We start from the raw sequence: 23,846 nt of genomic DNA on the forward strand, positions 1-23,846 counted from the left end.
GAACGACCATGAAATTTCTTGACTACGCTCCGGCCCCCGAGTCGCAGGCACTGCTGGGCCTCAAAACCGACTATGGCCTGTTCATTAACGGTGACTTCACGGCTGGCCGCGGCACCCCGTTTCAGACCATCAACCCGGCCACCGAACAGCAGATCGCCATGATCGCGACCGCCAACGAAGCGGATGTCGACGCCGCCGTCTCGGCCGCCCGGCACGCCTACGACGGGGTCTGGTCCCGTCTGTCCGGCAGCGACCGGGGCAAGTACCTGTTTCGCATCGCCCGCCTGGTGCAGGAACGCGCCCGCGAACTCGCCGTCGCCGAAACCCTCGACAACGGCAAACCGATCAAAGAGACCCGCGACGTCGACATTCCCCTCGTCGCCGCCTGGTTCTTCTACTACGCCGGCTGGGCGGACAAGCTCGATCACGCCGGAGTAGGCCCGAACCCGGCCTCGCTCGGCGTTGCCGCCCAGGTCATCCCGTGGAACTTTCCGCTCATGATGCTCGCCTGGAAGATCGCCCCCGCCCTCGCCGCGGGTAACACCGTCGTGCTCAAGCCCGCCGAAACCACCTCGCTCACCGCGCTGTTGTTTTCTGAGATTCTGCAGCAGGCCGACCTGCCCGCCGGTGTCGTGAACATCATCACCGGTGATGGCAGCACCGGGCAGACGCTCGTCAACCACCCCGGCGTCAACAAGGTCGCCTTCACCGGGTCGACCTCGGTCGGGCGGGCCATCGCCCGTTCGGTCGCCGGAACCGACAAGAAGCTCAGCCTCGAGCTCGGCGGGAAGGGCGCCAACATCGTCTTCGATGACGCCCCAATCGACCAGGCGGTCGAGGGCATCGTGCGCGGCATCTTCTTCAACCAGGGCCACGTCTGCTGCGCCGGCAGTCGCCTACTCGTACAGGAAAGCATCCACGACGACGTCATCGACCGGCTCAAGCGCCGCATGCAGACGCTGCGCCTGGGCGACCCGCTCGACAAGAACACCGACATCGGCGCCATCAACAGTGCAGAGCAACTCGTCCGCATTCGCGAACTGTCCGAGCTGGGTCAGCAGGAGGGCGCCGAACGCTGGAGCGCCGACTGCGTCATCCCCGAGAACGGCTTCTGGTTCGCACCGACAATCTTCACCAACGTGTCGACCAGCCACCGCATCGCCCGTGACGAGATCTTCGGCCCGGTGCTCTCGGTGCTCACCTTCCGTACCCCGGCCGAGGCCATCGCCAAGGCGAACAACACCCCGTACGGTCTCTCCGCCGGAATCTGGAGTGACAAGGGCAGCCGCATCCTGGCCTTCGCCGACAAGCTACGCGCCGGCGTGATCTGGGCGAACACCTTCAACCAGTTCGATCCGTCGAGCCCGTTCGGCGGCTATAAGGAGAGCGGCTACGGCCGTGAGGGCGGCCGCCACGGCCTCGCTGCCTATCTCAAGCCCGCCGTGCGCACCGGCTCGCGGTCCGCCGCCGCCGTTGTGCAGCAGAGTCCCGCCACCAAGAAATCAGCATCTGCAAAGAAGGCCGCCAAGTGAACCGCCTCGCCATCCCCAAGACCTACAAGCTGTACATCGGCGGCAAGTTTCCGCGCAGCGAATCCGGCCGCGTCTATGAGGTGCTCTCGCACAAGGGCGAGTTTCTGGCCAACGCAGCGAAGGGCAGCCGCAAGGATGCCCGCGACGCGGTCGTTGCCGCTCGCAGCGCTCTCGGCGGCTGGGCCGGCGCCACGGCCTACAACCGCGGCCAGGTGCTGTACCGCATCGCCGAACTGCTCGAGGGCCGTCGGGCGCAGTTCATCGACGAGATCATGAGCAGCGAGGGCGTCAATGCCGCAGTGGCAAGCGCCCAGGTCGACGAAGCCATCGACCGCTGGGTTTGGTACGCGGGCTGGGCCGACAAGTACGTGCAGGTTGCCGGCAACGCCAACCCGGTCTCCGGCCCGTTCTTCAACCTGTCCGTGCCCGAACCCACCGGCGTCGTAGCGATCATCGCGCCGCAGGGCACCGAATCGCTCCTCGGACTGGTCAGCGCCATCGCCCCGGCCCTCGTCGCGGGGAACACCGTCGTCGTCGTCGCCAACGAGACTGCGCCGCTGTCTGCGATCAGCCTCGGCGAGGTGCTCGCCACGAGTGATGTGCCTGGTGGAGTGGTCAACATCGTGACCGGTTCGCCAGCTGAGATCGCGCCCTGGCTGGCCAGCCACGCCGACGTCAACGCCCTCGACCTCGTTGGAGCCGGCGACCTGGATTGGGTCGAGCTGCAGATCAGCGCCGCCGACACGCTCAAGCGGGTGCTCCCGCCCGAGACGGGAACGGATGCCGCAACACCGGCGTTGTCCCGCATCCTCGCCTTCACCGAACTGAAGACGGTCTGGCACACCAAAGCTATTCTCTGATTCGGTTCCGGGGCACTCAGCGGGGGGTCAAGTGGACGGGATAAACTCCGCCGCATGACCTCACGCAGAGCACTTGTCACCGGTGCGACCGGTTACATCGGCGGACGCCTCGTACCCAAACTCCTCGAAGCCGGCTTCACGGTGCGCGTGCTCGTGCGCACCCCGTCGAAGCTGCGCGATGTGCCCTGGTCTGACCAGGTGGAAATCGTGCAGGGCGACCTCGGCGACGCCAAATCGGTGCAGTCCGCCTGCGCCGACATTGACGTGCTCTACTACCTCGTGCACTCGATGGGTGCGGCCGGTGATTTCGAGAAGACCGAGCACATCGCAGCCGAAAACGTTGCTAAGGCCGCCACTGCAGCGCAGGTGTCGCGCATCGTCTACCTCGGCGGGTTGCATCCGGACACACAGACGCTCTCGGCCCATCTGCGCTCCCGCATGGAGGTCGGCCGCATCCTGCTCGACAGCGGTGTGCCGACCACGGCCTTCCAGGCCGGCGTCGTTATCGGCTCCGGCTCGACCTCGTTCGAGATGATCCGTCACCTCACCGACGTGCTGCCCTGCATGCCGGCGCCCAAATGGGTGCGTAACCGTATCCAGCCGATCGCCGTGCGCGATGTGCTCTACTACCTGCAGGCGGCAGCTGATCTGCCCAGTGAGGTGAACCGTACCTTCGACATCGGCGGCCCCGACGTGCTGCGCTACGACCAGATGATGAACGGCTACGCCCGCGAGGCCGGCCTCAAACATCGGGCGATTATCGCCCTGCCGGTGCTCACCCCGTGGCTGGCCTCACAATGGGTGAACCTGGTCACACCGATTCCGCGCAACCTCGCCATTCCCATCATCGCGTCGCTGCAGTATGACTGCGTCGTGCACGAGAGCGACATCGATCAGTACATTCCGCAGCCGGACGGCGGCCTCACCGGCTACCGGCGGGCCGTGCGCCTCGCGCTGGGCCGCATGCGCGACGGAGACGTGGAGACCAGCTGGCGCAACTCCTCGATCGAGGGCGCTTCCAGCAACCCGCTGCCGAGCGACCCGAACTGGGCCGGCCACGCCGTCTACACCGACGTGCGGGAGAAAACCACCCCGGCCGATCCGGCTGCGCTCTGGCGAGTCATCGAAAGCATCGGCGGCGAGAACGGCTGGTATTCCTTCCCGCTGGCCTGGGCCGTGCGCGGCCTGATGGACAAGGCCGTCGGCGGTGTTGGCCTGCGCCGCGGCCGACGCAATCCCGACCACCTGCACACCGGCGAGGTGCTCGATTTCTGGCGGGTGGAGCAGATCGACCACGGCAGCTTTCTGCGGTTGCGCGCCGAAATGCGCGTACCAGGTCGGGCCTGGCTCGAAATGAGCGTCACACCAACGGATGCCGGCGGCTCGCTCTACCGCCAGCGCGCGGTCTTCTTTCCCCGCGGGCTCGGTGGACGGCTGTACTGGGCGGCGATCGTCCCGTTCCACAGCATCATCTTCGAGGGCATGGCGACCCGAATCACGGCAACGGCCGCGGCCGAATGCGTGGCGAAAAACGAGGCCTAGGAGCGGCTTTCCCTGGCGGTGGTTTCTCGCTCCCACCACGACTGATCCGGCGGGTAGATGTGTCGATAAATCGTGCGTATACTCTGGGAATTCTGGCGACTCGGCCCGGTTCGGGGCATGATGGGTAACAGATAGGAGGCCTACTATGACAGTTTCACTCGCCTTTCTGGGCGACGGCCTCACCGCGAATGGTCAGTGGGAAGAGTGGTTTCCCGAGTACGTGGTGCACAATCTCGCTGCCAGCGGTAATACCACCGATGAGATTATTTCACAGCTTGATCAGGTGATTGAGTTGCGGCCCGACGCCATTGTGATCGGGGTCGGCACCAACGATCTCGGCTGGCGCAAAACCGACGAATATGTCGTGCGCAACCTCGAAACCATCCTGCACACGCTGCGCCGTGCCCTGCCGGAGACCCGCATCATGGTGCAATCGGTGTTGCCGCGCGACCGGGACTTCGCCGGCACCATCCGCTCAATCAACCGGCACGTCTGGCAGTACGCCCCCACCCAGCACGCGCAATACCTCGACCTGTGGCCAGCCCTGGCCCTGCCAGACGGTGAACTCGACCCGACCTTCGGCATCGACCGGCTGCACCTGAACGAGGCCGGCTATGCCGCGTGGCTGGCCGAGTTGCGGCCGGGGCTGGAGATGCTGTTCGAGCGACCGCCGTCGACGACGTCGATTCCGATTCAGCACGCCTGAGCTGTTCGAGACTGAGCTGTTCGAGACTGAGCTGTTCGAGACTGAGCTGTTCGAGACTGAGCTGTTCGAGACTGAGCTGTTCGGGACTGAGCTGTTCGGGACTGAACTATTCGGGACTGACCCGCGCTGCGGGCGGCTCAGTCCGGCTCGGTAGAGTGGACTCATGCTCCGATCGGTTCACCCCGCACGTGTCCTGACCCTCGGTGGGCTGGTCGTCGGTGCCGCGATGATCGGTGCTGTCATCGGCGGAGTCGTTCTCGCAGCGGCTCCACCCGCGCAGGCCGCAGTGCCCGCCCTGACCGTTCGTCAGGACGTCAACGACTTCAGCTTTGACTCCTTCACTGCCAACGCCTGGCCGGGCATCGCTCTGGTAGCGGCGATTTTCGGGCTGCTGACGGCACTCGTCGCCGGAATCCTGCGGGCCACCCGCTGGCGCGCTGCGCCGGGCCGGTTCACCATCATCGCCGAATACCTTCCGCCGCGGGGCGTGAATTTGCTCACCTCCGGTGACGTTGTCGGTGCCGCCGCTAAGGCGATGGCCGCACAATTCATCAGCTTCGCCGTGCGCGGCAACGTGCGCATTCTCGATGCCGACGACAAAAAGAATCACTTTCTGCTGGAATTCGTGCACGCCGACGGTGTCGATGAGACCGAAAGCCGCGTTCTGGGCAAACTTTTTCCCGGCTTGCGGCCCGGCGACCAGCGCGACCTGAAGAAGAAGAGCGTTTCGCTCAGTAAGGCCCTGCAGAAGGAACGGCTTGCGGCCCGCGCCGAATCGCTGCGGTTGGGCGTAAGGAAAAAGCAAAACGATGGGCTGCGGGTCTGGCTGTTACTGCTGGCCAGCGTGAGCGCCCTGGCCGCCGGAGTGGCGAGTCTCGGGGCGGTCATCACCGACGTGGGCGGTTTCTGGCCGCTGCTGTTCATCGTGCTGGGCATCACCACCGCGGTGGTCACCTTCGTTTGTGCCGGAAATCTGCGACCGCTCACCGACAGCGGCGCTGAACTGCGTGACTATTTGAAAGGCGTCAAGTTGTATATAGGTCTTGCCGAAGCCGATCGACTTCGTGTTCTGCAGAGTTCGGAGGGGGCCGTGCGATCGGTCTACCGGCCGGAGAACGGTCGTCCCGATCTGACCAGAACCACCACCACAGCGGATGCCCCCTCCGTTCAGATCGTGAAACTCTACGAGCGCGTACTGCCACTGGCCATACTGTTCGGCCAGGAGAAGGGATGGTCGAAGGTCCTGGGCGAGTATTACGGGGAGAGCGGCACCCAGCCCGACTGGTATCTGGGAACGGGAATGTTCCAGGCCGTGCTGTTCGCCGGTGCTATCGGCAGCTTCTCGGCGTCCTCTGCCGCGTCGTGGTCGGGCAGTGCCACCAGCTCGTCGACCTCGGGCGGCGGTGGCGGCGGGTTCTCCGGAGGAGGCGGCGGCGGCGGGGGAGGGGGCGTCTGATGGGTACGCCAGTCGAACCGACCTTCACCCGCTCTGCCCTCGCACCGGGTCTGCTGGGGGCGATCGCCCTGCTCGCCGGCCTAGCCCTGCTGGACAGCGAGAGCTTCATCATCATCCGCTACGCCGTCAGCATTCTCGCGCTCATCATCTGCGTCTTCGTGCTGCAGGCGCGGTCCTGGTATTGGCTGATCGGCCTCGTGCCGATGGCGATTCTGTGGAACCCTGTCGTGATTCTCGACCTCAGCGGTCAGGGCTGGGTCTCGGCCCAGTTCATCGCCGCGATCATTTTCATCGCCGTCGGCCTGCGCACCAAGGTGCCGGTTCGCAAGAATTGAACGGGGGCGTAGACTACTAGCGCGTTGAGAGAACCGGGTCAGGTCTCTACTGTGCGCTCGCTGGCGATGGCCGTACTCGTTGAATCAGTACCTGTAGAGGCGCGTGATTCGACGGCACCACCGCTGCGACAGCATCCGCTTGACCGCGAGTTTTGTGTGAAGATCGCGACCCGTGCTGTGTTTCGTGAATCGTTTGTTCCTGAGAACTCATCAGAACGATTGGCGGGCTGCAGCGTTCCGGCAACACCTGGATGCCGTGACCGGCTCGCGTGGACGGATACAGCCGGTACCCGTACCGTGCTGCTTTTGAGTGGAGAACAATGGCTTATACCCGCACCGATGCCTCGGGCAGCCGGAACAACCTCGGCCGCGGCGGTGTCACCCGCAATCGGGCCCACCCTCGTTCGCGTGACGACGACGCGCCGATCATCCCGATTCTCGCCCGCAAGGTGCGCGAGGTCGAGGCGAAGGCGCAGTCCGGTACCAAGCTCGGGCCGACCAACCGCACCAAGTATCAGGTCATCGCCCTGCTGATGCGCGAGGAACGCGCCAGGGTCAAGGGCGATAAGGGGCTCTCCGACGCCAATCGGGCCGAGCTGCTCAAACGCCTCGACGGCATTGCCCAGATTCTGGCCAAGACCGCGGCTCGCGATACCAGCCTGATCACCCTGCTCGAACCCGATGCCGGCGTCTCCACCGTCGCGCAGCGTTTTCGCCGGGACTGGCTGCTTGAATCCGGTGCCGAACTGAGTCCGGACGAACTCATCATCACCCGCGAACCCGAAGCCAAACCGGTCGTGCTGCAGAACCAGGTCGTCCCGCAGTCGGTCAAGGCCCGGCAGCTGGCCAACCCGTTCCTCGCCCCCGACTTCAGTGCAGCAGCCCAGCCGATCGTGCACCCGCGCCGGCTGGCCAATTGGGAATTGCTCGGCCCCCTGTTCAAATCGTTCGAGTACGGTTCGGGCGGCCAAGCCGCCAGCATGGACATGCCGGAAGCCCCCAAGCTTGACCGACTGTCGCCGAACGGTATGGAGCTCATGCGGCACCAGGCCCGGTTCATCGAGAGCGCTCGTCTGGGCCACCGCAGCTATCTGCTCGCCGATGAGCCGGGCCTCGGCAAGACGGCGCAGAGCCTGCTGGCAGCATCCGTTGCCAACGCCTACCCACTACTGGCCATCGTGCCCAACGTCGTCAAAATGAACTGGGCTCGTGAAGTGGAAATGTGGACGCCGAACCGGCGTGCCACCGTCATCCACGGCGATGGTGACAGCCTGGACGCTTTCGCCGACGTGGTCGTCGTCAACTACGACGTGCTCGACCGGCACCTGGCCTGGCTGGGCACCCTCGGCTTCAAGGGCATGGTCGTCGACGAGGCCCACTTCATTAAGAACCTCGCCTCCCAGCGCTCCAAGCACGTACTCTCGCTGGCCGACCAGATTCGCCGCCGTACCCCGGGCGGCAACCCGCTGCTGATGGCCCTGACCGGAACGCCCCTGATCAACGACGTCGACGACTTTCGGGCCATCTGGCAGTTCCTCGGCTGGATCGACGGCGACAAGCCGGCCCCCGCACTGCTGAAACGCCTCGAAGAGACGGGCCTCACGCCCGCCGACATGGGTTTTTACAAGGAAGCTCGCGCCGCCGTGATCGACATGGGCATCGTGCGTCGCCGCAAGATCGACGTCGCCGCCGACCTGCCGGCCAAGCGCATCGCCGACCTCCCAGTCGAGCTGGACGACGACCTCGGCCGCTCCATCCGCCAGGCCGAACGGGAACTCGGTGCCCGGCTGGTCATCCGGTACCGCGCACTCGTCGCCGCCCGGCACACCGGCTCTGGCGGCCCGGCCGTTCCCGATGAGGATCAGCGGGATGCCTACATTCGCGCCGTCGCGCACGCCGAACTCGAAGATTCCAAGGGCCAGAGCACCGGTGAAAACGTATTCACGATGGTGCGCAAAATCGGTCAGGCCAAGGCCGGTCTCGCAGCCGACTACGCGGCCCAGCTGGCCCGGTCGGTCGGTAAGGTCGTGTTCTTCGCCAAGCACATCGATGTAATGGACACCGCTGAGGAGATCTTCGCCAAGCGTGACCTGAAAACGGTGTCGCTGCGCGGCGACCAGAGCGCGCTTGCCCGGCAGGCAGCGATCGACTCCTTCAACAACGACCCCGACGTTGCGATCGCGGTCTGTTCCCTCACCGCGGCCGGCGTCGGCGTCAACCTCCAGGCCGCGTCGAACGTTGTGCTGGCCGAGCTCAGCTGGACCGCAGCCGAGCAGACCCAGGCCATCGACCGGGTGCACCGCATCGGGCAGGATGAGCCGGTCACCGCCTGGCGCATCATCGCCGCGCACACCATCGACGCCCGCATTGCCGACCTGATCGGAAGCAAGCAGGGCCTGGCGGCTCGAGCACTGGATGGTTCGCAGGAAGAGTACGCCGCGGCCGATTCGGTGCAGGAGAGTGCTCTGATCTACCTGCTCACCCAGGCCCTCGACGGAAAACTATAGGCCGTGCGCGACTGACCGGGCCGGATGCGATTTGAGCCGTGCCCGGTCAGGCAGCATGATTGTCAAGCGTGCATCGTTGATGCGCTTGTTCTGACATTGATTGGTGGCGCGCGTTGCGTCATGATCAATCGACCGGATTCGCCCAGCTACCAAGATCGGCCAGCAATGAAGATCGGCATCCTTACCAGCGGCGGCGACTGCCCCGGACTCAACGCGGTCATTCGTGGCGCTGTGCTCAAGGGCGTGCGCACGCACGATTTCGAGTTCGTCGGAATTCGCAACGGGTGGCGCGGCCTGGTGCAGAGCGAATTCATGCCGCTCGACCGGCACAGCGTTCGCGGGCTCTCTCGCCAGGGCGGCACCATTTTGGGTAGTTCCCGTACGAACCCGTTCGAGGGTGAGAACGGCGGACCGGAGAACATCCAGCGCACGCTCGATGAGAACGGCATCGACGCCGTGATCGCCATCGGTGGAGAGGGCACGCTCACCGCCGCGCATCGCCTGACCGAGGCCGGCCTCAATATCGTCGGCGTGCCCAAGACCATCGACAACGACCTCGAAGCCACCGACTATTCCTTCGGCTTCAACACGGCCGTCGAAATCGCCACCGAAGCCATCGACCGGCTGCGCACCACCGCCGAATCCCACGGCCGCTGCATGGTGGTCGAGGTGATGGGACGCCACGTCGGGTGGATCGCCCTGCACTCCGGCATGGCCGGCGGCGCCCACGCCATCCTCATCCCGGAACAGCCGAAGTCGATCGAACAGATTTGCAACTGGGTCGAGCACGTGCGCGACCGCGGCCGGGCCCCCGTCATCGTGGTCTCCGAGGGCTTCCTGCTCTCCGGTATGGAGGAGGCGCATTCCACCAAGGGGCTGGACGCGTTCAGCCGTCCCCGCCTCGGCGGAATCAGTGAGGTCATCGCGCCGCTGATCGAAGAACGCACCGGCATCGAGAGCCGAGCGACCGTGCTCGGTCACACCCAGCGCGGCGGCGCCCCCTCGGCATACGACCGCGTGCTCGCCACCCGACTCGGCATGGCCGCCGTCGACGCGATCCACAATTCGCAGTGGGGCTCGATGGTGTCACTGCGCGGCACCGAGATCGTCGTCGTGAGCATCGCCGCCGCCACCATCGGTCTCAAGCGCGTCTCACCGGCCCGCTACGACGAGGCCGCCGTACTGTTCGGTTAGCCGCGCGGGCTCGCGAAGGGCGGTCAGGTCAGGTCAGGTCAGGCGAGTTTGGCCTGAACCTGTGCCAGCGACGGATTCGTCGCCGCTGAGCCGTCGGGGTACAAAATCGTCGGCACGGTTTGGTTGCCGTTGTTGAGGCTCATGACGAGCTCCGACGTGCCGTCAACCCGTTCGATATTCACCTCGGTGTAGCCGATTCCGACGCTGTCGAGCTGCTTCTTCAATCGTTTGCAGTAACCACACCAGTCGGTCGTGAACATGGTGATGGTTCCGGTAGCTGGTAGAAAGTCCATGTTCGGAGCTTATCCGAGCTGCCTCCCAACCAGCTCCACGCGCCTTCTGTTCAACAAGCATTAAGATGAGGCAATGACCTTGCCCCAGGTATGCGTGTGCTACCTCACTCGACTATCTCCCGAAGGCAACCGACAGGTCCTGCTGGGGCGCAAGAAGAAAGGCCTCGGCATGGGAAACATCGTCGGGCTGGGTGGCAAGCTCGAAAGCGGCGAAACCGCAGTGGATGCTGCGGTGCGCGAAATCGAGGAGGAGTCGTCTCTCGTGGTGGCGGCATCCGCTCTTACCGAACTGGGGCTGCTCACCTACCTGTTTCCCCACCGCGAGGAGTGGAGCCAGGAGTCGACCGTCTTCGTCTGCGAGGAGTGGTCGGGAACACCGCGGGAATCCAACGAGCTGAACCCCCTCTGGTTCGATGTGGCGACCCTGCCAGTCGATGAGATGTGGGACGACGCCCGCCATTGGCTGCCCGGTGTTCTCAATGGTGTGTCCGTGCGCGCCACCTTCACCTTCGGCGCCGACCTGGAGAGCGTGGTGTTCCGTGCCTGATTTCAGCCTAATCATCGTGCTGGTCATCGCCCTGGCCCTCATCTTCGACTTCACCAACGGCTTTCACGACACGGCGAACGCCATGGCCACCCCGATCGCGACCGGCGCCATGAAACCCAAGGTCGCCGTCGGTGTCGCTGCGATTCTCAACCTGGTCGGGGCATTCCTGTCGACCGAGGTCGCCCGCACAATCTCGGGCGGCATCATCAAGGAGGGCGACGGCGGGGTGCTGATCACCCCCGAGCTGATTTTCGCCGGTCTGATCGGCGCGATTGTCTGGAACCTGGTCACCTGGCTAATGGGGCTGCCGTCGAGCTCCAGCCATGCCCTGTTCGGCGGTCTCATCGGCGCCACCATCATCGGTGTCGGCACCCAGGCCATCGACTACAACGTTGTCGCCGCGAAGGTCATTCTGCCCGCCCTGATCGCGCCCGTGATCGCCGGCGTCATCGCCCTCGTCGCCACCCGCCTCGCCTATACGATCACTCGCCGGGACGTCGGTCAGCCCGACGGGCGCGGCGGCTTTCGCTACGCGCAAATCTTCTCCTCCTCCCTCGTAGCCCTGGCCCACGGCACCAACGATGCACAGAAGACGATGGGCGTGATTACCCTGACCCTGATCGCCGGTGGATTTCAGGCCGTTGGCAGTGGGCCAACGTTCTGGGTGATCGCCGCCTGCGCGCTGGCGATCGCGATCGGCACCTACACCGGCGGCTGGCGCATCATCCGCACCATGGGTACCGGATTGACCGAGATCAAGCCAGCGCAGGGCTTTGCCGCCGAAACCAGCACCGCCGCGACCATCCTGGCCTCGAGTCACCTCGGCTTCGCACTCTCCACCACCCAGGTCGCCTCCGGTTCGGTGATCGGCTCCGGGCTCGGCCGCCGTGGCTCGACGATTCGCTGGGGCATGGCCGGACGCATCGCGCTCGGCTGGGCTATGACGTTGCCGGCCTCGGCCATCATGGGTGCTTTCGCGGCCGGGCTGGCCTTGCTCGGCCCGATCGGCATCGTGCTGGACATGGTGATTGGCGCCATCGTGATCATGGCCCTGTTCCGCTGGTCTCGGCGCAATCGGGTCACTCACCACACTCTGCTCAACGACATCGATGATGCCGGCCGGGTGGTAAGGATCAGGAAAACGCCGCGTCGCCCCACTCGTTCCGACCGCAGGAGGGTGTCGCTGTGATCGACTGGGCGGCTTTCCTCATCGTCTCCACTGCGTCGCTCGTCTCGGCGGCACTGGTGGTGAGCCTCTACTCGCTCGGTCTGCGCCTGCTCACCACGGCCGGCCGAATCCCCCTGGTCGAGCCGTACGAGTTCACCGGCGCGATTACCGTGCTGAGCCCCAAAAAGGCCGCGAAGCAGGTCAAGCGAGCGCGCAAGGCTGCCGCGGCGAACCCGCTGTCGGATGCCCAGAAGCGGTTGGCCCTCTACGCCGGCTACGTCTGCTTCACCCTGTGCGCGGCCGCCGTGCTCTACGGCGTCTACCTGATCGTGCCCGTCCTGCACGTCTAACCCTGCACGTGCGAGCTAGGCGGTTCCGCGCACCCGCGCTAGCCAGGTCATCAGGTGGTAGATCACGATGGCCGCGACCGTGCCGAGCGCGATGCCGTTGAAGCTGAGGGTGCCGGCGTTCAGCGTGAAGTCGGCGATGCCGATAATGAGCGCTGTCGCCGCCGTGAACTGGTTGACCGGCTTGGAGAAGTCGACCTTGTTGTCGAGCCAGATCTTCACGCCGATGACGCCGATCAGCCCGTACAGCGCGGTGGTGACGCCGCCGAGCACCCCGTCGGGAATCGTGAAGATGATCGCACCGACCTTGGGGGAGAGGCCGAGCAGGATCGCGACGATTCCGGCGACCCAATAGGCCGCCGTGGAATAAATACGCGTCGCCGCCATCACGCCGATGTTCTCGCCGTAGGTCGTGGTTCCGCTGCCGCCGCCGAAGCCAGCGAGCATGGTGGCTAGCCCGTCGGCGAGCAGGGCGCGCCCGGTGAGCCGGTTCACCTTCGCATCCGTCATTTGGGCCACACCCTTGATGTGGCCGACGTTCTCGGCGATGAGTACGAGCACGACCGGCAGGAAGGCGGGAAGCACCCCGAACACGGCGGCCGGGTTCTCGAACGGGTTGGCCGGGGCGGTGAACGGCGGCAGGCCGATCCAGGCGGCCTCGGCGACCCGGCTGAAGTCGACCTCGCCGAAGAAGACGGCCGCGACGTAGCCGACGAGCACGCCGAGAAAGATCGACAGCCGACCCAGGATGCCGCGAAACAGCACCGTGCACAAAATGACCGCGACGAGGGTGATCAGCGCGGTGAGCGGTGCCTTGTCGAAGTTGGCTTTGGCGACCGGGGCCAGGTTGAACCCGATCAGGGCGACAATGGCGCCCGACACGATCGGCGGCATCAGCCGGTCGATCCAGCCGGTGCCGGTGAGCTGCACGATCACCCCGACGAGCGCGAGCAGCGCTCCGACGACCAAAATTCCGAACAGGGCGCTGCCCATGCCGGCCGAGGCCGTTGCCGCGGTGATCGGCGCGATGAACGCGAACGATGAGCCGAGATAACTCGGCAGTTTATTGCCGGTGATCAGCAGAAACAGCAGGGTTCCAAGACCGGAGAACAGCAAAGTCGTGCTGGGCGGAAAGTCGGTGAGCAGCGGCACCAGAAAGGTTGCGCCGAACATGGCGACGACGTGCTGCGAGCCGATTCCGATGGTCAACGGCCAGCTCAGTCGTTCGCCCGGGCCGACGACGTCCTGTGCGCCAACCGTTTTTCCGTCACCGTGCAGGGTCCAGGGCAGTGCCATGTCGTTCTCGTTTCTTCTGTTCCGTGATCAGGTTTGAGCGTAGCCTGCGCAGCAATAGACTCGAGCCCATGAGCCAGCTCGCTGATCAGACCACCAATCAGGGTCTCGAGGTGCGAGTGGCCACCGGACTGCTCCGCGGCGTGCGTGAACGCGGCGTGCTCGCCTGGCGCGGCATTCCCTACGCGGCGGCTCCGGTGGGCGATCTGCGCTTTCGCGCCCCGCGGTCAGCCTCGGCCTGGACCGGCGTGCGCGACGCGAGCCAGTGGGGCCTGATCGCCCCGCAAAGCCACAAGGGCCAGTTTCGCGGCGCCCACCCGCGCATTCCGCAGGGCGAAGACTGCCTCAATCTCAATGTGATCGCCCCCGATGAGCGGATGCGCGCCGGCGCGCAACTCCGACCGGTCATGGTGTTCATCCACGGCGGGGCCTACAGCGTCGGATCCAGCCGCGAGGTTCCGCGCCAGGGTGAGGGATTGGTACGCCGCGGCGGTATCGTCTACGTCAGCCTCAACTACCGACTGGGCGCCCTCGGGTATCTGGACTTTTCCCGGTTTGCCACGCCGGAGCATCCGTTTGAGAGCAATTTGGGGCTGCGCGACCAGGTCGCAGCCCTGCGGTGGGTGCGGGACAACATCCGCGCGTTCGGCGGGGACCCGGATGCCGTTACCCTGTTCGGCGAGTCGGCCGGCGGCAATGCCGTCACCACGTTGATGACGGTGCCGAGCGCGGCCGGCTTGTTCCACCGGGCCATCGCGCAGAGCGCTCCGCCGAACGCGGTCTATCCGAGTGAGCTCACCGCGCGCTGGGCCGGCGAATTCGTGGACAGCCTGGCGCACGGCCCCGCAGATTACAGCGACGAACAAGCGGCCAGCCTGCTGCTCACCGTTGACCCGGACGTGCTCGCCGCCGCGACCACCGCGCTGACCGTGCGTACGCCGGACCAGGATCCGGGCACGATTCCGCTCTGCCCGGTCATCGACGGCGATTTTCTGCCGGAGCGGCCGCTCGATGCCTTTCGCGACGGCCGGGCCGCGCGCATCCCGTTGATCATCGGCACCAATGCGCGGGAGGGTTCGCTGTTCAGCGGTCGCATTGACATTCTCGCCACCACGCCGGCGCGCATCCGCACGATCTTCAAGAAGACCAAGAAGAAGGCGAAGAAGGCGCTCAAGGCACAGTATCCGGGCATTCCGGCGTTGCGGGCCGCGCTCGATTTTGGGGGTGACTACTCCTTCTGGTATCCGAGCGTGAAGGTCGCCGAGCGGCATTCCCGGTATGCTCCGGTGTACTTCTACCGCTTCGATGCTGCTCCCCGCCTGCTGCGGCTGATGGGCCTCGACGCCACGCACGGCCTCGAACTGTTTCCGTTGTTCGACCGCCTCGATGGCTGGTTCGGCCGCGGCATGACGGCCCTCGGTGGGCGCCGCGCCTTTCAGGACATTGGAAACAGAATGCAGGGCTGGTGGCTCGGCTTCGTGCTCGACGGGGTGCCATCGTCCGAGTGGCCGCGGTATGAAGAGGGTGTCAGAGAGACGCTCATTATCGATCGGGACGACACGATCAAATCCGACCCGCATCGGGAACGACGTTTGGCCTGGGGTCGGTTTGTGCCGCACGTCTAAGCCAGCGGCGGCCCGGTCTTAGACTGGAACCTTGCGTTAGAGCCACGGCACCGGGAGCACACCATTAGCAGCACTGAATCACCCACTCAAGCTGCCTCGCCGCAGCCGGCATCGCGTAGCCTCAAGGCCCGCGTCGACTCCTATTTTGAGATCACCAGCCGCGGCTCCACCTGGTCCCGCGAATTCCGCGGGGGAGTCGTCACCTTCGTCACGATGGCCTACATCGTCATTCTAAACCCACTGATTCTCGGCGGGTTCAGCGCCGACCAGGCCGCCGTCGACGTCGAGGGTGGCTGGCTGCCCAACGAGCAGGTCGCCGCCGTCACCGCGCTGACCGCCGGCGTCATGACCATTTTGTTCGGCGTCATTGCCCGCCTGCCCTACGGCTTCGCTGCGGGCCTCGGCATCAACTCCTTCCTCGCCGTGAGCGTCGTCGGCCAGGTCACCTGGGCCGAAGCGATGGGCCTCGTCGTCATCAACGGCCTCATCATCGTGCTGCTCGCCTCCACCGGCCTGCGCGAACTCATCTTCAACGCCATCCCGCGCCCTCTGAAAATCGCCATCACGGTCGGTATCGGCCTGTTTATCGCGTTCATCGGACTGGTCGACTCCGGTTTCGTGCGCGCCAGCGGCGCCAACTCGCCGCCGGTGCAGCTCGGCGATGCCGGCTCGATCGCCACCCTGCCGACCGCGGTGTTCGTGATCGGACTGATCATCATGGGCGTGCTGCTTGCCCGGAAGGTCAAGGCCGCCCTGCTGATCGGCATCGTCGCGACCACCATCGTCGCCGTCATTCTGGAAGCCATCTTCAAGGTCGGGCCTTCGTTCGGTACGAACCCGGCCGGCTGGAACCTCAACGCCCCGGTGCTGCCGACGAGCGTCGTCGCTGTGCCCGACCTCGGCCTGATCGGCGAGGTCTCCTTCGGCGCGTTCGAACGCATCGGCATGCTCGCCGCCGTGATGCTGGTCTTCACCCTGGTCTTCACGAACTTCTTCGACGCCATGGGCACCATGACCGGCCTGGCCAGTGAAGCCGGCCTCGCCGACAAGGACGGCAAGTTTCCGCGGCTGAAGTCCGCCCTGATCGTCGAGGGCATCGGGGCCGTCGCGGGCGGTGCGTCGAGCGCCTCCTCGAACACCGTGTTCATCGAGTCCGGTGCCGGCATCGGCGAGGGAGCCCGCACCGGCGTTGCGAACGTGATCACCGGCATCCTCTTTCTGGCCGCCATGTTCTTCACGCCGCTGACCCAGATCGTGCCGCTCGAGGTGGCCGCAGCCGCCCTCGTCATCGTTGGAGCGCTCATGGTGTCGCAGATTCGGCACCTCGACTTCACCGAATTCTCCAGCACCCTGCCGATCTTCCTCACCATCATCGTGATGCCGCTGACCTACTCGATCGCCAACGGCATCGGCGCCGGCTTCATCAGCTGGGTGCTCGTGCGCAGCCTGTCCGGCAAGGCGCGTGAGATCAGCCCGCTGCTCTGGGTCGTCGCCGTCGGCTTCGTGCTCTACTTCGTGCGTGGCCCGGTCGAGCTGCTCATCGGCTGAGTTATCCGACAAGCGGATGCCGCGGCGCGGCTACTCGAGAAAGCCGCGCAGCAGCAGCGCTGTCCCGGCTAAATGCTCACGCATCGCCTGGGCGGCGGCACCTGCCCGACCGGACAGGATCGCCAGCACAATCTGTTCGTGCTGCGCGTCGGAGTGGGCGATATTCGGGCTCAGCAACGGGATGGCGTCGAGCAGATCGTTGACCCGCATCCGCACGTCGGCCAGCAGCGGCACGAGCGACGGCGAACCGGCCAACTCCCCGATATAGAGGTGCAGGCGAGCATCGAGCCTTCGGTAGTCCTCGGCGCTGGCCTCCCGCACCGCACCGAGGCTGGCCCAGAGCAGCTCGCGCTCCGCCGCCGGCAGCACCCGGCTGGCGGCGGCCCGGGCGGCGCCGACCTCGAGAATGTCGCGCAGCGTCAGCACATCGTCGATTTCGGCGGAACCGGGCGCCGGCGCGGCACCGTCGGGGCCGGGCGAAGCGGGAATCACCGCGGTGACGAAGGTGCCGCCGTAGCGTCCACGCCGGGACACCAGATAGCCAGCCTCGGCGAGGGAGGCGATCGCGTCGCGCAGCGTGTCCCGGCTGACGTTCAACTGCGCGGCCAAATCCCGTTCGGCGGGCAACCGTTCCCCGGGCGCGACCAAGCCCAGTCGCACCGTCTGCAGCAGCCGCTGCACGGTCTCCTCGAAGGCGTTCCCGCCCGGCACCGGGCGCAGCAGCAGACCGCTGTCGAGGCCACTGACTGCGGGCGGGTCGGCCATTATTCTGGGGTGACGTAGGCCGAGCTGATACCGCCGTCGACCAGAAAGGTCGAGCCGGTCATGAACGAAGAATCATCGCTTGCCAGAAAGGCCACCGCTGCCGCGAGTTCCTCGGGCTCGGCGAACCGGCCGACCGGAATATGTACGAGCCGCCTTGCGGCACGTGCCGGGTCTTTCGCGAACAACTCCTGCAACAGCGGAGTGTTCACCGGGCCGGGGCAGAGCGCGTTCACCCGAATGCCCTGGCGGGCGAACTGCACGCCGAGTTCACGGCTCATCGCCAGCACCCCGCCCTTCGAGGCGGTGTAGGAGATCTGGCTCGTCGCCGAACCGAGCACCGCGACGAAACTCGCCGTGTTGATGATCGATCCGCTGCCCTGCCTGACCATGTGGCGAAGCGCCGCCCGGCAGCACAGATACACCGACTTGAGGTTGACGTCCTGCACGTTCTGCCAGGCCGGCAGCTCGGTTGTTTCAATGGAATCGTCGTTGGGCGGGGAAATACCGGCGTTGTTGAACGCCACATCGACCGAGCCGTAGGTGTCGAAGGCTGTGTCGAACAGGTGGTTCACCTCCTCCTGATCGGTGACGTTGACCTTCACGAACAGCCCGCCGACCAGCGCGGCGGCCGCCTGCCCGGCGGTTTCGTCGAGGTCGCCGATCACGACCGTCGCCCCCTCGGCGGCAAACCGTTTCGCCGTGGCCAGCCCGATACCGCTGGCTCCGCCGGTGATGACGGCGACCTTGCCGGCCAGACGCTGGGTCAGGTCTATTCGAGCGATGCTGCTCACGATTTTCTCCTTCAATCTCAGACAAGCGGATGCTTCGCGCGGGTGCTGCGCTAGTCGACCGCGATGAAAACGTTCTTGGTATCGGTGAAGTTCAGCGGGGCATCCGGCCCCAGCTCACGTCCGAGCCCCGACTGCTTGAACCCGCCAAACGGGGTCGAGTAGCGCACCGAGGAGTGCGAGTTGACCGACAGGTTGCCGGATTCGACACCGCGCGCCACGCGAAGGGCCCGGCCGACATCGCGGGTCCAGATCGAGCCGGACAGCCCGTACTGGGTGTCGTTGGCCAGTCGCACCGCGTCGGCTTCGTCATCGAAGGGCAGCACCACCACGACCGGGCCGAAGATCTCGTCGGTGACACAGCGATCGGTGCGGCTTGCCGGGGTGAGCACGGTTGGTGCGACCCAGAATCCGAGGCCGATCGGGGCGTGGCCGCGAAACGCCACCGGAGCATCCACTGGCAGATAGGCGGACACCGCGGCGTGATGCTGGCGGGACACGAGCGGTCCCATTTCTGTGGCCGGGTCGGTCGGGTCGCCGACCGCGACCGCGGCAACGGCCGGTTCGAGCAGTTCCAGGAAGCGGTCGAACTGGCTCGCCTGCACGAGGATGCGGCTGCGGGCGCAGCAATCCTGGCCGGCGTTCTCGAACACGCCGGACGGCGCGCTCGCGGCGGCCCGTTCGAGGTCGGCGTCGGCGAAGACGATGTTGGCGCTCTTACCGCCGAGTTCCAGGGTGACGCGTTTCACCTGCTCCGCGCAGCCGGCCATGATCTGCTTGCCGACTGCGGTCGATCCGGTGAAGACGATTTTGCGTACGTCGGGGTGGGTGACGAAGCGGTTTCCGACGACGGAACCGCGCCCGGGCAGCACCTGGAACAGCCCATCGGGCAGTCCGGCTTCGAGGGCCAGTTCACCGAGCCGCAGGCTGGAGAGCGGGGTCCACTCGGCCGGTTTCAGCAGCACGGCGTTGCCGGCCGCGAGGGCTGGCGCGAAACCCCAGGCACCGATCGTCATCGGAAAGTTCCACGGCGTGATCACTCCCACCACGCCGAGCGGCTCGTGAAAGGTGAGGTTGATGCCGCCGGAGACCGGAATCTGCTGTCCGAACAGGCGCTCGGGTGCCGCCGAATAATACTCGAGCACGTCGCGCACGTGCCCGGCCTCCCAACGGGCTTGCGTGATCGGATGCCCCGAGTTGCGCACCTCGAGGCCGGCCAGGTTCTCTCGGTCGCCGTCGACAGCGGCGGCGAATCGGCGCAGCATTCGGGCCTTGTCGGCCGGAGCCACGGCCGCCCACAGCTTCTGGGCCGCGACCGCCCGGGCGACGGCCTCGTCGGTTTCGTCCACACCGACGTGCTCGATGGTCTCGGCGGTCGACTCGTCGGCCGGATTGACGATGGTGTAACTGCTCACGGGGTTGCTCCTTCAATGTGGGCCGCCCGGTATTCGGTGGCGGCTGCAACGAGCCCGCTGAACAGGCGCAGGTCATCGGGCGACTGCTCCGGATGCCACTGCACGGCCACCCCGAACGGAACCGTCGGCAGTTCGATCGCCTGCACGATGCCGGCATCCGTTTTCGCCGTCACCGTGAGGCCGTCGGCGACCCGGTCGATGGACTGGTGGTGATACACCGGCACCGCCGGCAGCAGGGTCTGGCCATCGAGCAGTGTACTGAGGGTCGTGTGCGGTTCGATCACGACGTCGACGACGTTGAACACGCCGCCGCCCGCCTGGTAGCTGGTGTCGCCGACCAGATCGGGCAGATGCTGGTGCAGGCTGCCGCCGAGGGCGACGTTGAGCATTTGGGCGCCGCGACAGATGCCCAGAAACGGAAGTTCGCGGGCGATGGCCTCGTGCAGCAGCAGATCTTCCCAGGTGTCGCGGTCGGGCCGGGGTTCGTCGGTCTGTACGTGCGGCGCCTGCCCGTACCGGGCCGGGTCGACGTCTTTGCCGCCGGTGATGATCAGGCCGTCGAGCCCATCGAGCACCCGCCGGGCGACGGCGGCATTCACCGGCTGCGGCGGCAGCAGTACGGCGATCCCGCCGGCGCTCGTGACCGCATCGAAGTACACCCGCGGCAAGATCGCGGCCGGCACGTCCCACACCCCGGTCTGGGCCTGTTCCAGATAGGTGGTCAGACCGATGATCGGTCCGGGAGTTTCAGAGGCGTTCAAAGCCGCGCACCCGCTCCCAATCGGTCACGGCGGCGTCGAAGGCCGTCACCTCGATGCGGGCGTTGTTGGCGTAGTGCTCGACGACCTCGTCGCCGAAGGCCTCCCGGGCGATAGCCGACCCGGTGAACAGGTCGGCCGCTTCGCGCAGGGTCGAGGGCACCCGTGGCAGGTCGCTGGTGTAGGCGTTGCCTTCGAAGGCCGGCTCCAGTTCAAGCTCGTGCTCGATGCCGTAGAGACCGGCCGCGATCAGGGCGGCGACGGCGAGATACTGGTTGACGTCGCCGCCGGGCACCCGGTTCTCCACTCGGATACCTGGGCCATGCCCGACCACGCGCAGGGCACAGGTGCGGTTGTCGAAGCCCCAGCCGAGCGCGGTCGGGGCGAAACTACCGGGCACGTAGCGCTTATAGGAGTTGATATTGGGGGCAGAAAAGAGGGTGAGTTCGCGCATCACCGCGAGCTGTCCGGCCACAAACTGTCGGAACACGGGCGACATGCCGTTCTCGGCATCAGCTTGATAGAACGCTGATTCGCCGCCGGGGCGCTGCAGACTGATATGGATATGGCAGCTGTTGCCCTCGCGCTCGTTGTATTTGGCCATGAAGGTGATGCTCTTGCCCTGGGCGTCGGCGATCTCTTTGGCACCGCTCTTATATATGGAGTGGTTGTCGCAGGTGGCCAGGGCCGTGGCGTAGCGAAACCCGATCTCCTGCTGACCGAGGTTGCACTCACCCTTGACGCCCTCGCAATACATTCCGGCGCCGTCCATGGCCAGACGGATCTCCCGCAGCAACGGCTCCATTCGAGCGGATGCCTGCAGCGAGTAGTCGATGTTGTAATCGCTGGCCGGGGTCAGGCCTCGATAGCCCTTATGCCAGGCAGCGCGGTAGCCATCGTCGAACACGATGAATTCCAGCTCGGTCGCGCAAAAGGGGAGGAGGCCGTATGCGGCCAGTCGGTCGAGCTGCCGGCGCAGAATCTGCCGCGGCGAGGCGACCACGGGGGTGTCGTCTGGCCAGTACAGGTCGGCGGTGACCAGGGCGGTTCCGGGCAGCCACGGAGCCAGACGGAGGGTGTCAAGGTCGGGCCGCATCGCCATATCGCCGTAGCCGCGGCCCCAGCTCGACATGGCATAACCCTCGACCGTGTTCATCTCCACGTCGACGGCGAGCAGATAGTTGCAGCACTCAGCACCGTGCGCCGCGGCATCCTCCAGGAACAGCCGTGCTGAGAGACGCTTGCCCACCAGCCGCCCCTGCATGTCGGTGAACGCGACGATCACCGTATCGATCTCGCCGAGCGCAACCCGCGCGGTCAGCTCGTCCAGGGTGAGGTTTCCGGTACGGGTGGTCATTGAGCTTCTCCTCGGAGCCGGTCAAACGAAACGAGTCGGTCAAAGCCGGCAATCGTGCGATTTTCAACCATTAGACCACAGACCCAGCCGTACAGGGAAGGCCAATTTGCCTACACTGAGCAGATTTCATTTACTCAAAGGTATATACACCGCACCATTCCAGGCCATACCATCGTGCCAATCTCACTGAACTAGTGCTCACCGGCCGAAGGTGTTTTGCGTCTGTTTACCGACCGGGTGCGCAACGAGCGCAAAGGAATACTGATGTCCAAAGACACCTTGAAAGTTTCGGGCGTTAAATACACCACCGCGAAGGTCGGATACTTCGAGAAACGCAAGCTCAAACGCACTGCTGGCATTTGGGGCCTGTGGGGATTGGCGGTGGCCGCCGTTATCTCCGGCGACTTCTCCGGCTGGAACTTCGGCATCGGATTTGCCGGTTTCGGCGGGATGCTCATCGCCTTCCTGCTTCTCATCGTCATGTATTACGGCATGATTTTCAGCATCGGCGAGATGGCGGCAGCCATGCCGCACACCGGCGGTGCCTACTCCTTCGCCAGAGCGGCGATGGGGCCCTGGGGCGGATTCGTCACGGGACTCGCAGAAACAATCGAGTACGTCGCGACCACCGCCGTCATCGTCTACTTCTCGGCCTCCTACGCCGACTTCATCGCCACGGAACTGCTCGGCGTCTCACTGCCGCCCTGGCTCTGGTGGATGCTGCTCTACGCCGCGTTCATCGCACTGAACGCTGCCGGGGCTGCGATTTCGTTCAAATTCGCCATCGTGGTCGCGATCATTTCGATCGCCATCCTGCTGGTGTTCTCGGCGATGGCAGCCCTCTCCGGCCTGTTCAGCTGGGACAACCTGTTCAATATCGTGCCGGATGCCGGCCAGAGCGCGTTCCTGCCGCACGGCATCATCCCCATCCTGTTCGCCCTGCCCTATGCCATGTGGTTCTTCCTCGGCATCGAGGAACTGCCGTTGGCCGCCGAAGAATCGCACAATCCGGTGCGGGATATTCCCCGGGCCGGATTCATCGCTCGCTCGACCCTGATCGTGACCGGGTTGCTCGTGCTGTTCCTGAACACGGGAGTGGTTGGTGCGTCGGAAATTGCCGGTTCGGGCGAGCCGTTGCTCGACGGGTTCCGGGCGATCGTCGGTGACGGCGTGGCGGCCGTGCTGGCACTGTTCGCGCTGATTGGGCTGCTGGCCTCGCTGCAGGGGATCATGTTCGCCTACGGACGCAATATGTATTCGCTCTCCCGAGCGGGCTACTATCCGAAGTTCCTCTCGCTCACCGGAAAACGCCAAACCCCGGCCATCGCCCTGCTGGTCGGTGCGATCATCGGCTTCGTGGCACTCGTGCTGGTCGACGCGCTGGGCGGCTCCGGCGGCGTCGCGGGGGCCATCGTGCTGAACATCGCTGTCTGGGGCGCCGTGATCGCCTACGTGCTGCAGATGGTGTCGTTCGTTCTGTTGCGCAAGAAGTTCCCCAATGCGCGCCGACCGTACCTCAGTCCGTGGGGTGTCCCCGGAGCGGTCATCGCCGGCATCCTCTCACTGGCCATCTTCTTCGGGTTCTTCATCAATGAACCGGCTCGGCCCGCGATCGTGGCCATCGCCGTGGTCTACGTCGTCATGCTCGCGGCCTTTGCGCTGTGGGGGCGCAAGCGCCTCGTGCTCTCACCCGAGGAGGAATACGCGGTGTCCGGCGGGTTGCACCGCGACCCGCAGCAGGAAGGCTACGGCGGCACCGTCGAAGACGACCTCCTCGCCAGCGACGGTCGTGACGCGCCACGCCCCTGAC

Annotated in this window: 21 protein-coding genes; 14 read left to right on the forward strand and 7 right to left on the reverse strand. The window is 65.5% G+C overall.

From position 1 onward, the window contains the following. The first annotated feature begins 8 nt into the window (after positions 1 to 8). The 8 genes from E3T41_RS02705 to E3T41_RS02740 all read left to right on the forward strand — a co-directional run bounded on the left by E3T41_RS02705 (position 9) and on the right by E3T41_RS02740 (position 10,132). A complete protein-coding gene (locus E3T41_RS02705; protein ID WP_092450034.1) occupies positions 9 to 1,532 on the forward strand; it encodes an aldehyde dehydrogenase family protein in 1,524 nt (507 codons plus the stop codon). Beyond that, positions 1,529 to 2,392, forward strand: coding sequence for an aldehyde dehydrogenase (locus E3T41_RS02710; RefSeq protein WP_134477250.1), 864 nt, complete (start codon positions 1,529 to 1,531; stop codon positions 2,390 to 2,392). Before E3T41_RS02705 ends, E3T41_RS02710 begins: the two co-directional genes overlap by 4 nt. 54 nt (positions 2,393 to 2,446) lie before the next feature. Continuing rightward, positions 2,447 to 3,934, forward strand: coding sequence for an SDR family oxidoreductase (locus E3T41_RS02715; RefSeq protein WP_134477252.1), 1,488 nt, complete (start codon positions 2,447 to 2,449; stop codon positions 3,932 to 3,934). A gap of 145 nt (positions 3,935 to 4,079) precedes the next feature. Then, positions 4,080 to 4,640, forward strand: coding sequence for a GDSL-type esterase/lipase family protein (locus tag E3T41_RS02720; RefSeq protein ID WP_092450028.1), 561 nt, complete (start codon positions 4,080 to 4,082; stop codon positions 4,638 to 4,640). A gap of 163 nt (positions 4,641 to 4,803) precedes the next feature. Further along, positions 4,804 to 6,096, forward strand: a complete 1,293-nt coding sequence (locus E3T41_RS17765; RefSeq protein ID WP_092450026.1) for a DUF2207 domain-containing protein — start codon at positions 4,804 to 4,806, stop codon at positions 6,094 to 6,096. Next, on the forward strand, positions 6,096 to 6,431 hold the full coding sequence (locus E3T41_RS02730; RefSeq protein WP_241977644.1) for a DUF6804 family protein: 336 nt from the start codon (positions 6,096 to 6,098) through the stop codon (positions 6,429 to 6,431). Before E3T41_RS17765 ends, E3T41_RS02730 begins: the two co-directional genes overlap by 1 nt. A 320-nt stretch (positions 6,432 to 6,751) precedes the next feature. Next, positions 6,752 to 8,938 carry a DEAD/DEAH box helicase gene (locus tag E3T41_RS02735; protein WP_104132378.1) on the forward strand — a complete coding sequence of 729 codons (2,187 nt, stop codon included), beginning with the start codon at positions 6,752 to 6,754 and terminating at the stop codon, positions 8,936 to 8,938. A 165-nt stretch (positions 8,939 to 9,103) separates the two neighbouring features. After that, positions 9,104 to 10,132, forward strand: a complete 1,029-nt coding sequence (locus tag E3T41_RS02740) for a 6-phosphofructokinase (protein ID WP_092450022.1) — start codon at positions 9,104 to 9,106, stop codon at positions 10,130 to 10,132. Positions 10,133 to 10,170: 38 nt separating this feature from the next. Here the strand turns inward: E3T41_RS02740 and E3T41_RS02745 are convergent, their stop codons facing one another. Further along, positions 10,171 to 10,425, reverse strand: coding sequence for a mycoredoxin (locus E3T41_RS02745; RefSeq protein ID WP_092450016.1), 255 nt, complete (start codon positions 10,423 to 10,425; stop codon positions 10,171 to 10,173). Between the two features lie 73 nt (positions 10,426 to 10,498). Here E3T41_RS02745 and E3T41_RS02750 point away from each other — a divergent pair, with 73 nt between their 5' ends. The 3 genes from E3T41_RS02750 to E3T41_RS02760 are packed head-to-tail and all read left to right on the forward strand — an operon-like array spanning position 10,499 to position 12,490. Continuing rightward, positions 10,499 to 10,972 (forward strand): 8-oxo-dGTP diphosphatase, encoded by a 474-nt coding sequence (locus E3T41_RS02750; RefSeq protein WP_092450014.1) that lies wholly within the window; start codon positions 10,499 to 10,501, stop codon positions 10,970 to 10,972. Further along, positions 10,965 to 12,161: an inorganic phosphate transporter gene (locus tag E3T41_RS02755; RefSeq protein WP_241991008.1), complete on the forward strand. Its 1,197-nt coding sequence runs from the start codon at positions 10,965 to 10,967 to the stop codon at positions 12,159 to 12,161. Before E3T41_RS02750 ends, E3T41_RS02755 begins: the two co-directional genes overlap by 8 nt. Further along, positions 12,158 to 12,490 (forward strand): peptidase, encoded by a 333-nt coding sequence (locus E3T41_RS02760; RefSeq protein ID WP_092450010.1) that lies wholly within the window; start codon positions 12,158 to 12,160, stop codon positions 12,488 to 12,490. The genes E3T41_RS02755 and E3T41_RS02760 overlap by 4 nt, the downstream gene beginning before the upstream one ends. 15 nt (positions 12,491 to 12,505) lie before the next feature. Here the strand turns inward: E3T41_RS02760 and E3T41_RS02765 are convergent, their stop codons facing one another. Next, a complete protein-coding gene (locus E3T41_RS02765) occupies positions 12,506 to 13,783 on the reverse strand; it encodes a uracil-xanthine permease family protein (protein WP_092450008.1) in 1,278 nt (425 codons plus the stop codon). Between the two features lie 68 nt (positions 13,784 to 13,851). Between E3T41_RS02765 and E3T41_RS02770 the strand changes: the two genes are divergently transcribed. Continuing rightward, complete coding sequence (locus E3T41_RS02770; RefSeq protein WP_134477258.1) at positions 13,852 to 15,405, forward strand: carboxylesterase/lipase family protein; 1,554 nt, start codon at positions 13,852 to 13,854, stop codon at positions 15,403 to 15,405. Between the two features lie 63 nt (positions 15,406 to 15,468). Next, a complete protein-coding gene (locus E3T41_RS02775) occupies positions 15,469 to 16,953 on the forward strand; it encodes an NCS2 family permease (RefSeq protein ID WP_092450004.1) in 1,485 nt (494 codons plus the stop codon). 30 nt (positions 16,954 to 16,983) lie between these two features. Here the strand turns inward: E3T41_RS02775 and E3T41_RS02780 are convergent, their stop codons facing one another. From E3T41_RS02780 to E3T41_RS02800, 5 genes are all read right to left on the reverse strand, one after another. Next, entirely contained in the window at positions 16,984 to 17,718 is a 735-nt protein-coding gene (locus E3T41_RS02780; protein WP_104132381.1) for a FadR/GntR family transcriptional regulator, read from the reverse strand. Then, on the reverse strand, positions 17,718 to 18,485 hold the full coding sequence (locus E3T41_RS02785) for a 3-oxoacyl-ACP reductase (RefSeq protein WP_304466174.1): 768 nt from the start codon (positions 18,483 to 18,485) through the stop codon (positions 17,718 to 17,720). The genes E3T41_RS02780 and E3T41_RS02785 overlap by 1 nt, the downstream gene beginning before the upstream one ends. A 74-nt stretch (positions 18,486 to 18,559) precedes the next feature. Further along, positions 18,560 to 19,906, reverse strand: coding sequence for an aldehyde dehydrogenase (locus tag E3T41_RS02790; protein WP_370256979.1), 1,347 nt, complete (start codon positions 19,904 to 19,906; stop codon positions 18,560 to 18,562). Positions 19,907 to 19,917: 11 nt separating this feature from the next. Further along, positions 19,918 to 20,682 carry a gamma-glutamyl-gamma-aminobutyrate hydrolase family protein gene (locus E3T41_RS02795; protein WP_092449998.1) on the reverse strand — a complete coding sequence of 255 codons (765 nt, stop codon included), beginning with the start codon at positions 20,680 to 20,682 and terminating at the stop codon, positions 19,918 to 19,920. Next, positions 20,669 to 22,036 (reverse strand): glutamine synthetase family protein, encoded by a 1,368-nt coding sequence (locus tag E3T41_RS02800; RefSeq protein WP_134477264.1) that lies wholly within the window; start codon positions 22,034 to 22,036, stop codon positions 20,669 to 20,671. The genes E3T41_RS02795 and E3T41_RS02800 overlap by 14 nt, the downstream gene beginning before the upstream one ends. Before the next feature lie 264 nt (positions 22,037 to 22,300). On the opposite strand from E3T41_RS02800, the gene E3T41_RS02805 reads away from it, so the two are divergent. Next, a complete protein-coding gene (locus E3T41_RS02805; RefSeq protein ID WP_092449992.1) occupies positions 22,301 to 23,845 on the forward strand; it encodes an amino acid permease in 1,545 nt (514 codons plus the stop codon). Position 23,846 lies beyond the last annotated feature (1 nt).

Source organism: Cryobacterium sp. Hh38, assembly GCF_004403235.1.
GTDB classification, from domain to species: domain Bacteria; phylum Actinomycetota; class Actinomycetes; order Actinomycetales; family Microbacteriaceae; genus Cryobacterium; species Cryobacterium levicorallinum.

Excerpts from the sequence above, each read along its gene's own strand:
- E3T41_RS02705 (WP_092450034.1), top strand. The coding sequence starts at position 9 with ATGAAATTTCTTGACTACGCTCCGGCCCCCGAGTCGCAGGCACTGCTG.
- E3T41_RS02715 (WP_134477252.1), top strand. The coding sequence starts at position 2,447 with ATGACCTCACGCAGAGCACTTGTCACCGGTGCGACCGGTTACATCGGC.
- E3T41_RS02720 (WP_092450028.1), top strand. The coding sequence starts at position 4,080 with ATGACAGTTTCACTCGCCTTTCTGGGCGACGGCCTCACCGCGAATGGT.
- E3T41_RS17765 (WP_092450026.1), top strand. The coding sequence starts at position 4,804 with ATGCTCCGATCGGTTCACCCCGCACGTGTCCTGACCCTCGGTGGGCTG.
- E3T41_RS02730 (WP_241977644.1), top strand. The coding sequence starts at position 6,096 with ATGGGTACGCCAGTCGAACCGACCTTCACCCGCTCTGCCCTCGCACCG.
- E3T41_RS02735 (WP_104132378.1), top strand. The coding sequence starts at position 6,752 with ATGGCTTATACCCGCACCGATGCCTCGGGCAGCCGGAACAACCTCGGC.
- E3T41_RS02740 (WP_092450022.1), top strand. The coding sequence starts at position 9,104 with ATGAAGATCGGCATCCTTACCAGCGGCGGCGACTGCCCCGGACTCAAC.
- E3T41_RS02745 (WP_092450016.1), bottom strand. The coding sequence starts at position 10,425 with ATGGACTTTCTACCAGCTACCGGAACCATCACCATGTTCACGACCGAC.
- E3T41_RS02750 (WP_092450014.1), top strand. The coding sequence starts at position 10,499 with ATGACCTTGCCCCAGGTATGCGTGTGCTACCTCACTCGACTATCTCCC.
- E3T41_RS02765 (WP_092450008.1), bottom strand. The coding sequence starts at position 13,783 with ATGGCACTGCCCTGGACCCTGCACGGTGACGGAAAAACGGTTGGCGCA.
- E3T41_RS02770 (WP_134477258.1), top strand. The coding sequence starts at position 13,852 with ATGAGCCAGCTCGCTGATCAGACCACCAATCAGGGTCTCGAGGTGCGA.
- E3T41_RS02780 (WP_104132381.1), bottom strand. The coding sequence starts at position 17,718 with ATGGCCGACCCGCCCGCAGTCAGTGGCCTCGACAGCGGTCTGCTGCTG.
- E3T41_RS02800 (WP_134477264.1), bottom strand. The coding sequence starts at position 22,036 with ATGACCACCCGTACCGGAAACCTCACCCTGGACGAGCTGACCGCGCGG.
- E3T41_RS02805 (WP_092449992.1), top strand. The coding sequence starts at position 22,301 with ATGTCCAAAGACACCTTGAAAGTTTCGGGCGTTAAATACACCACCGCG.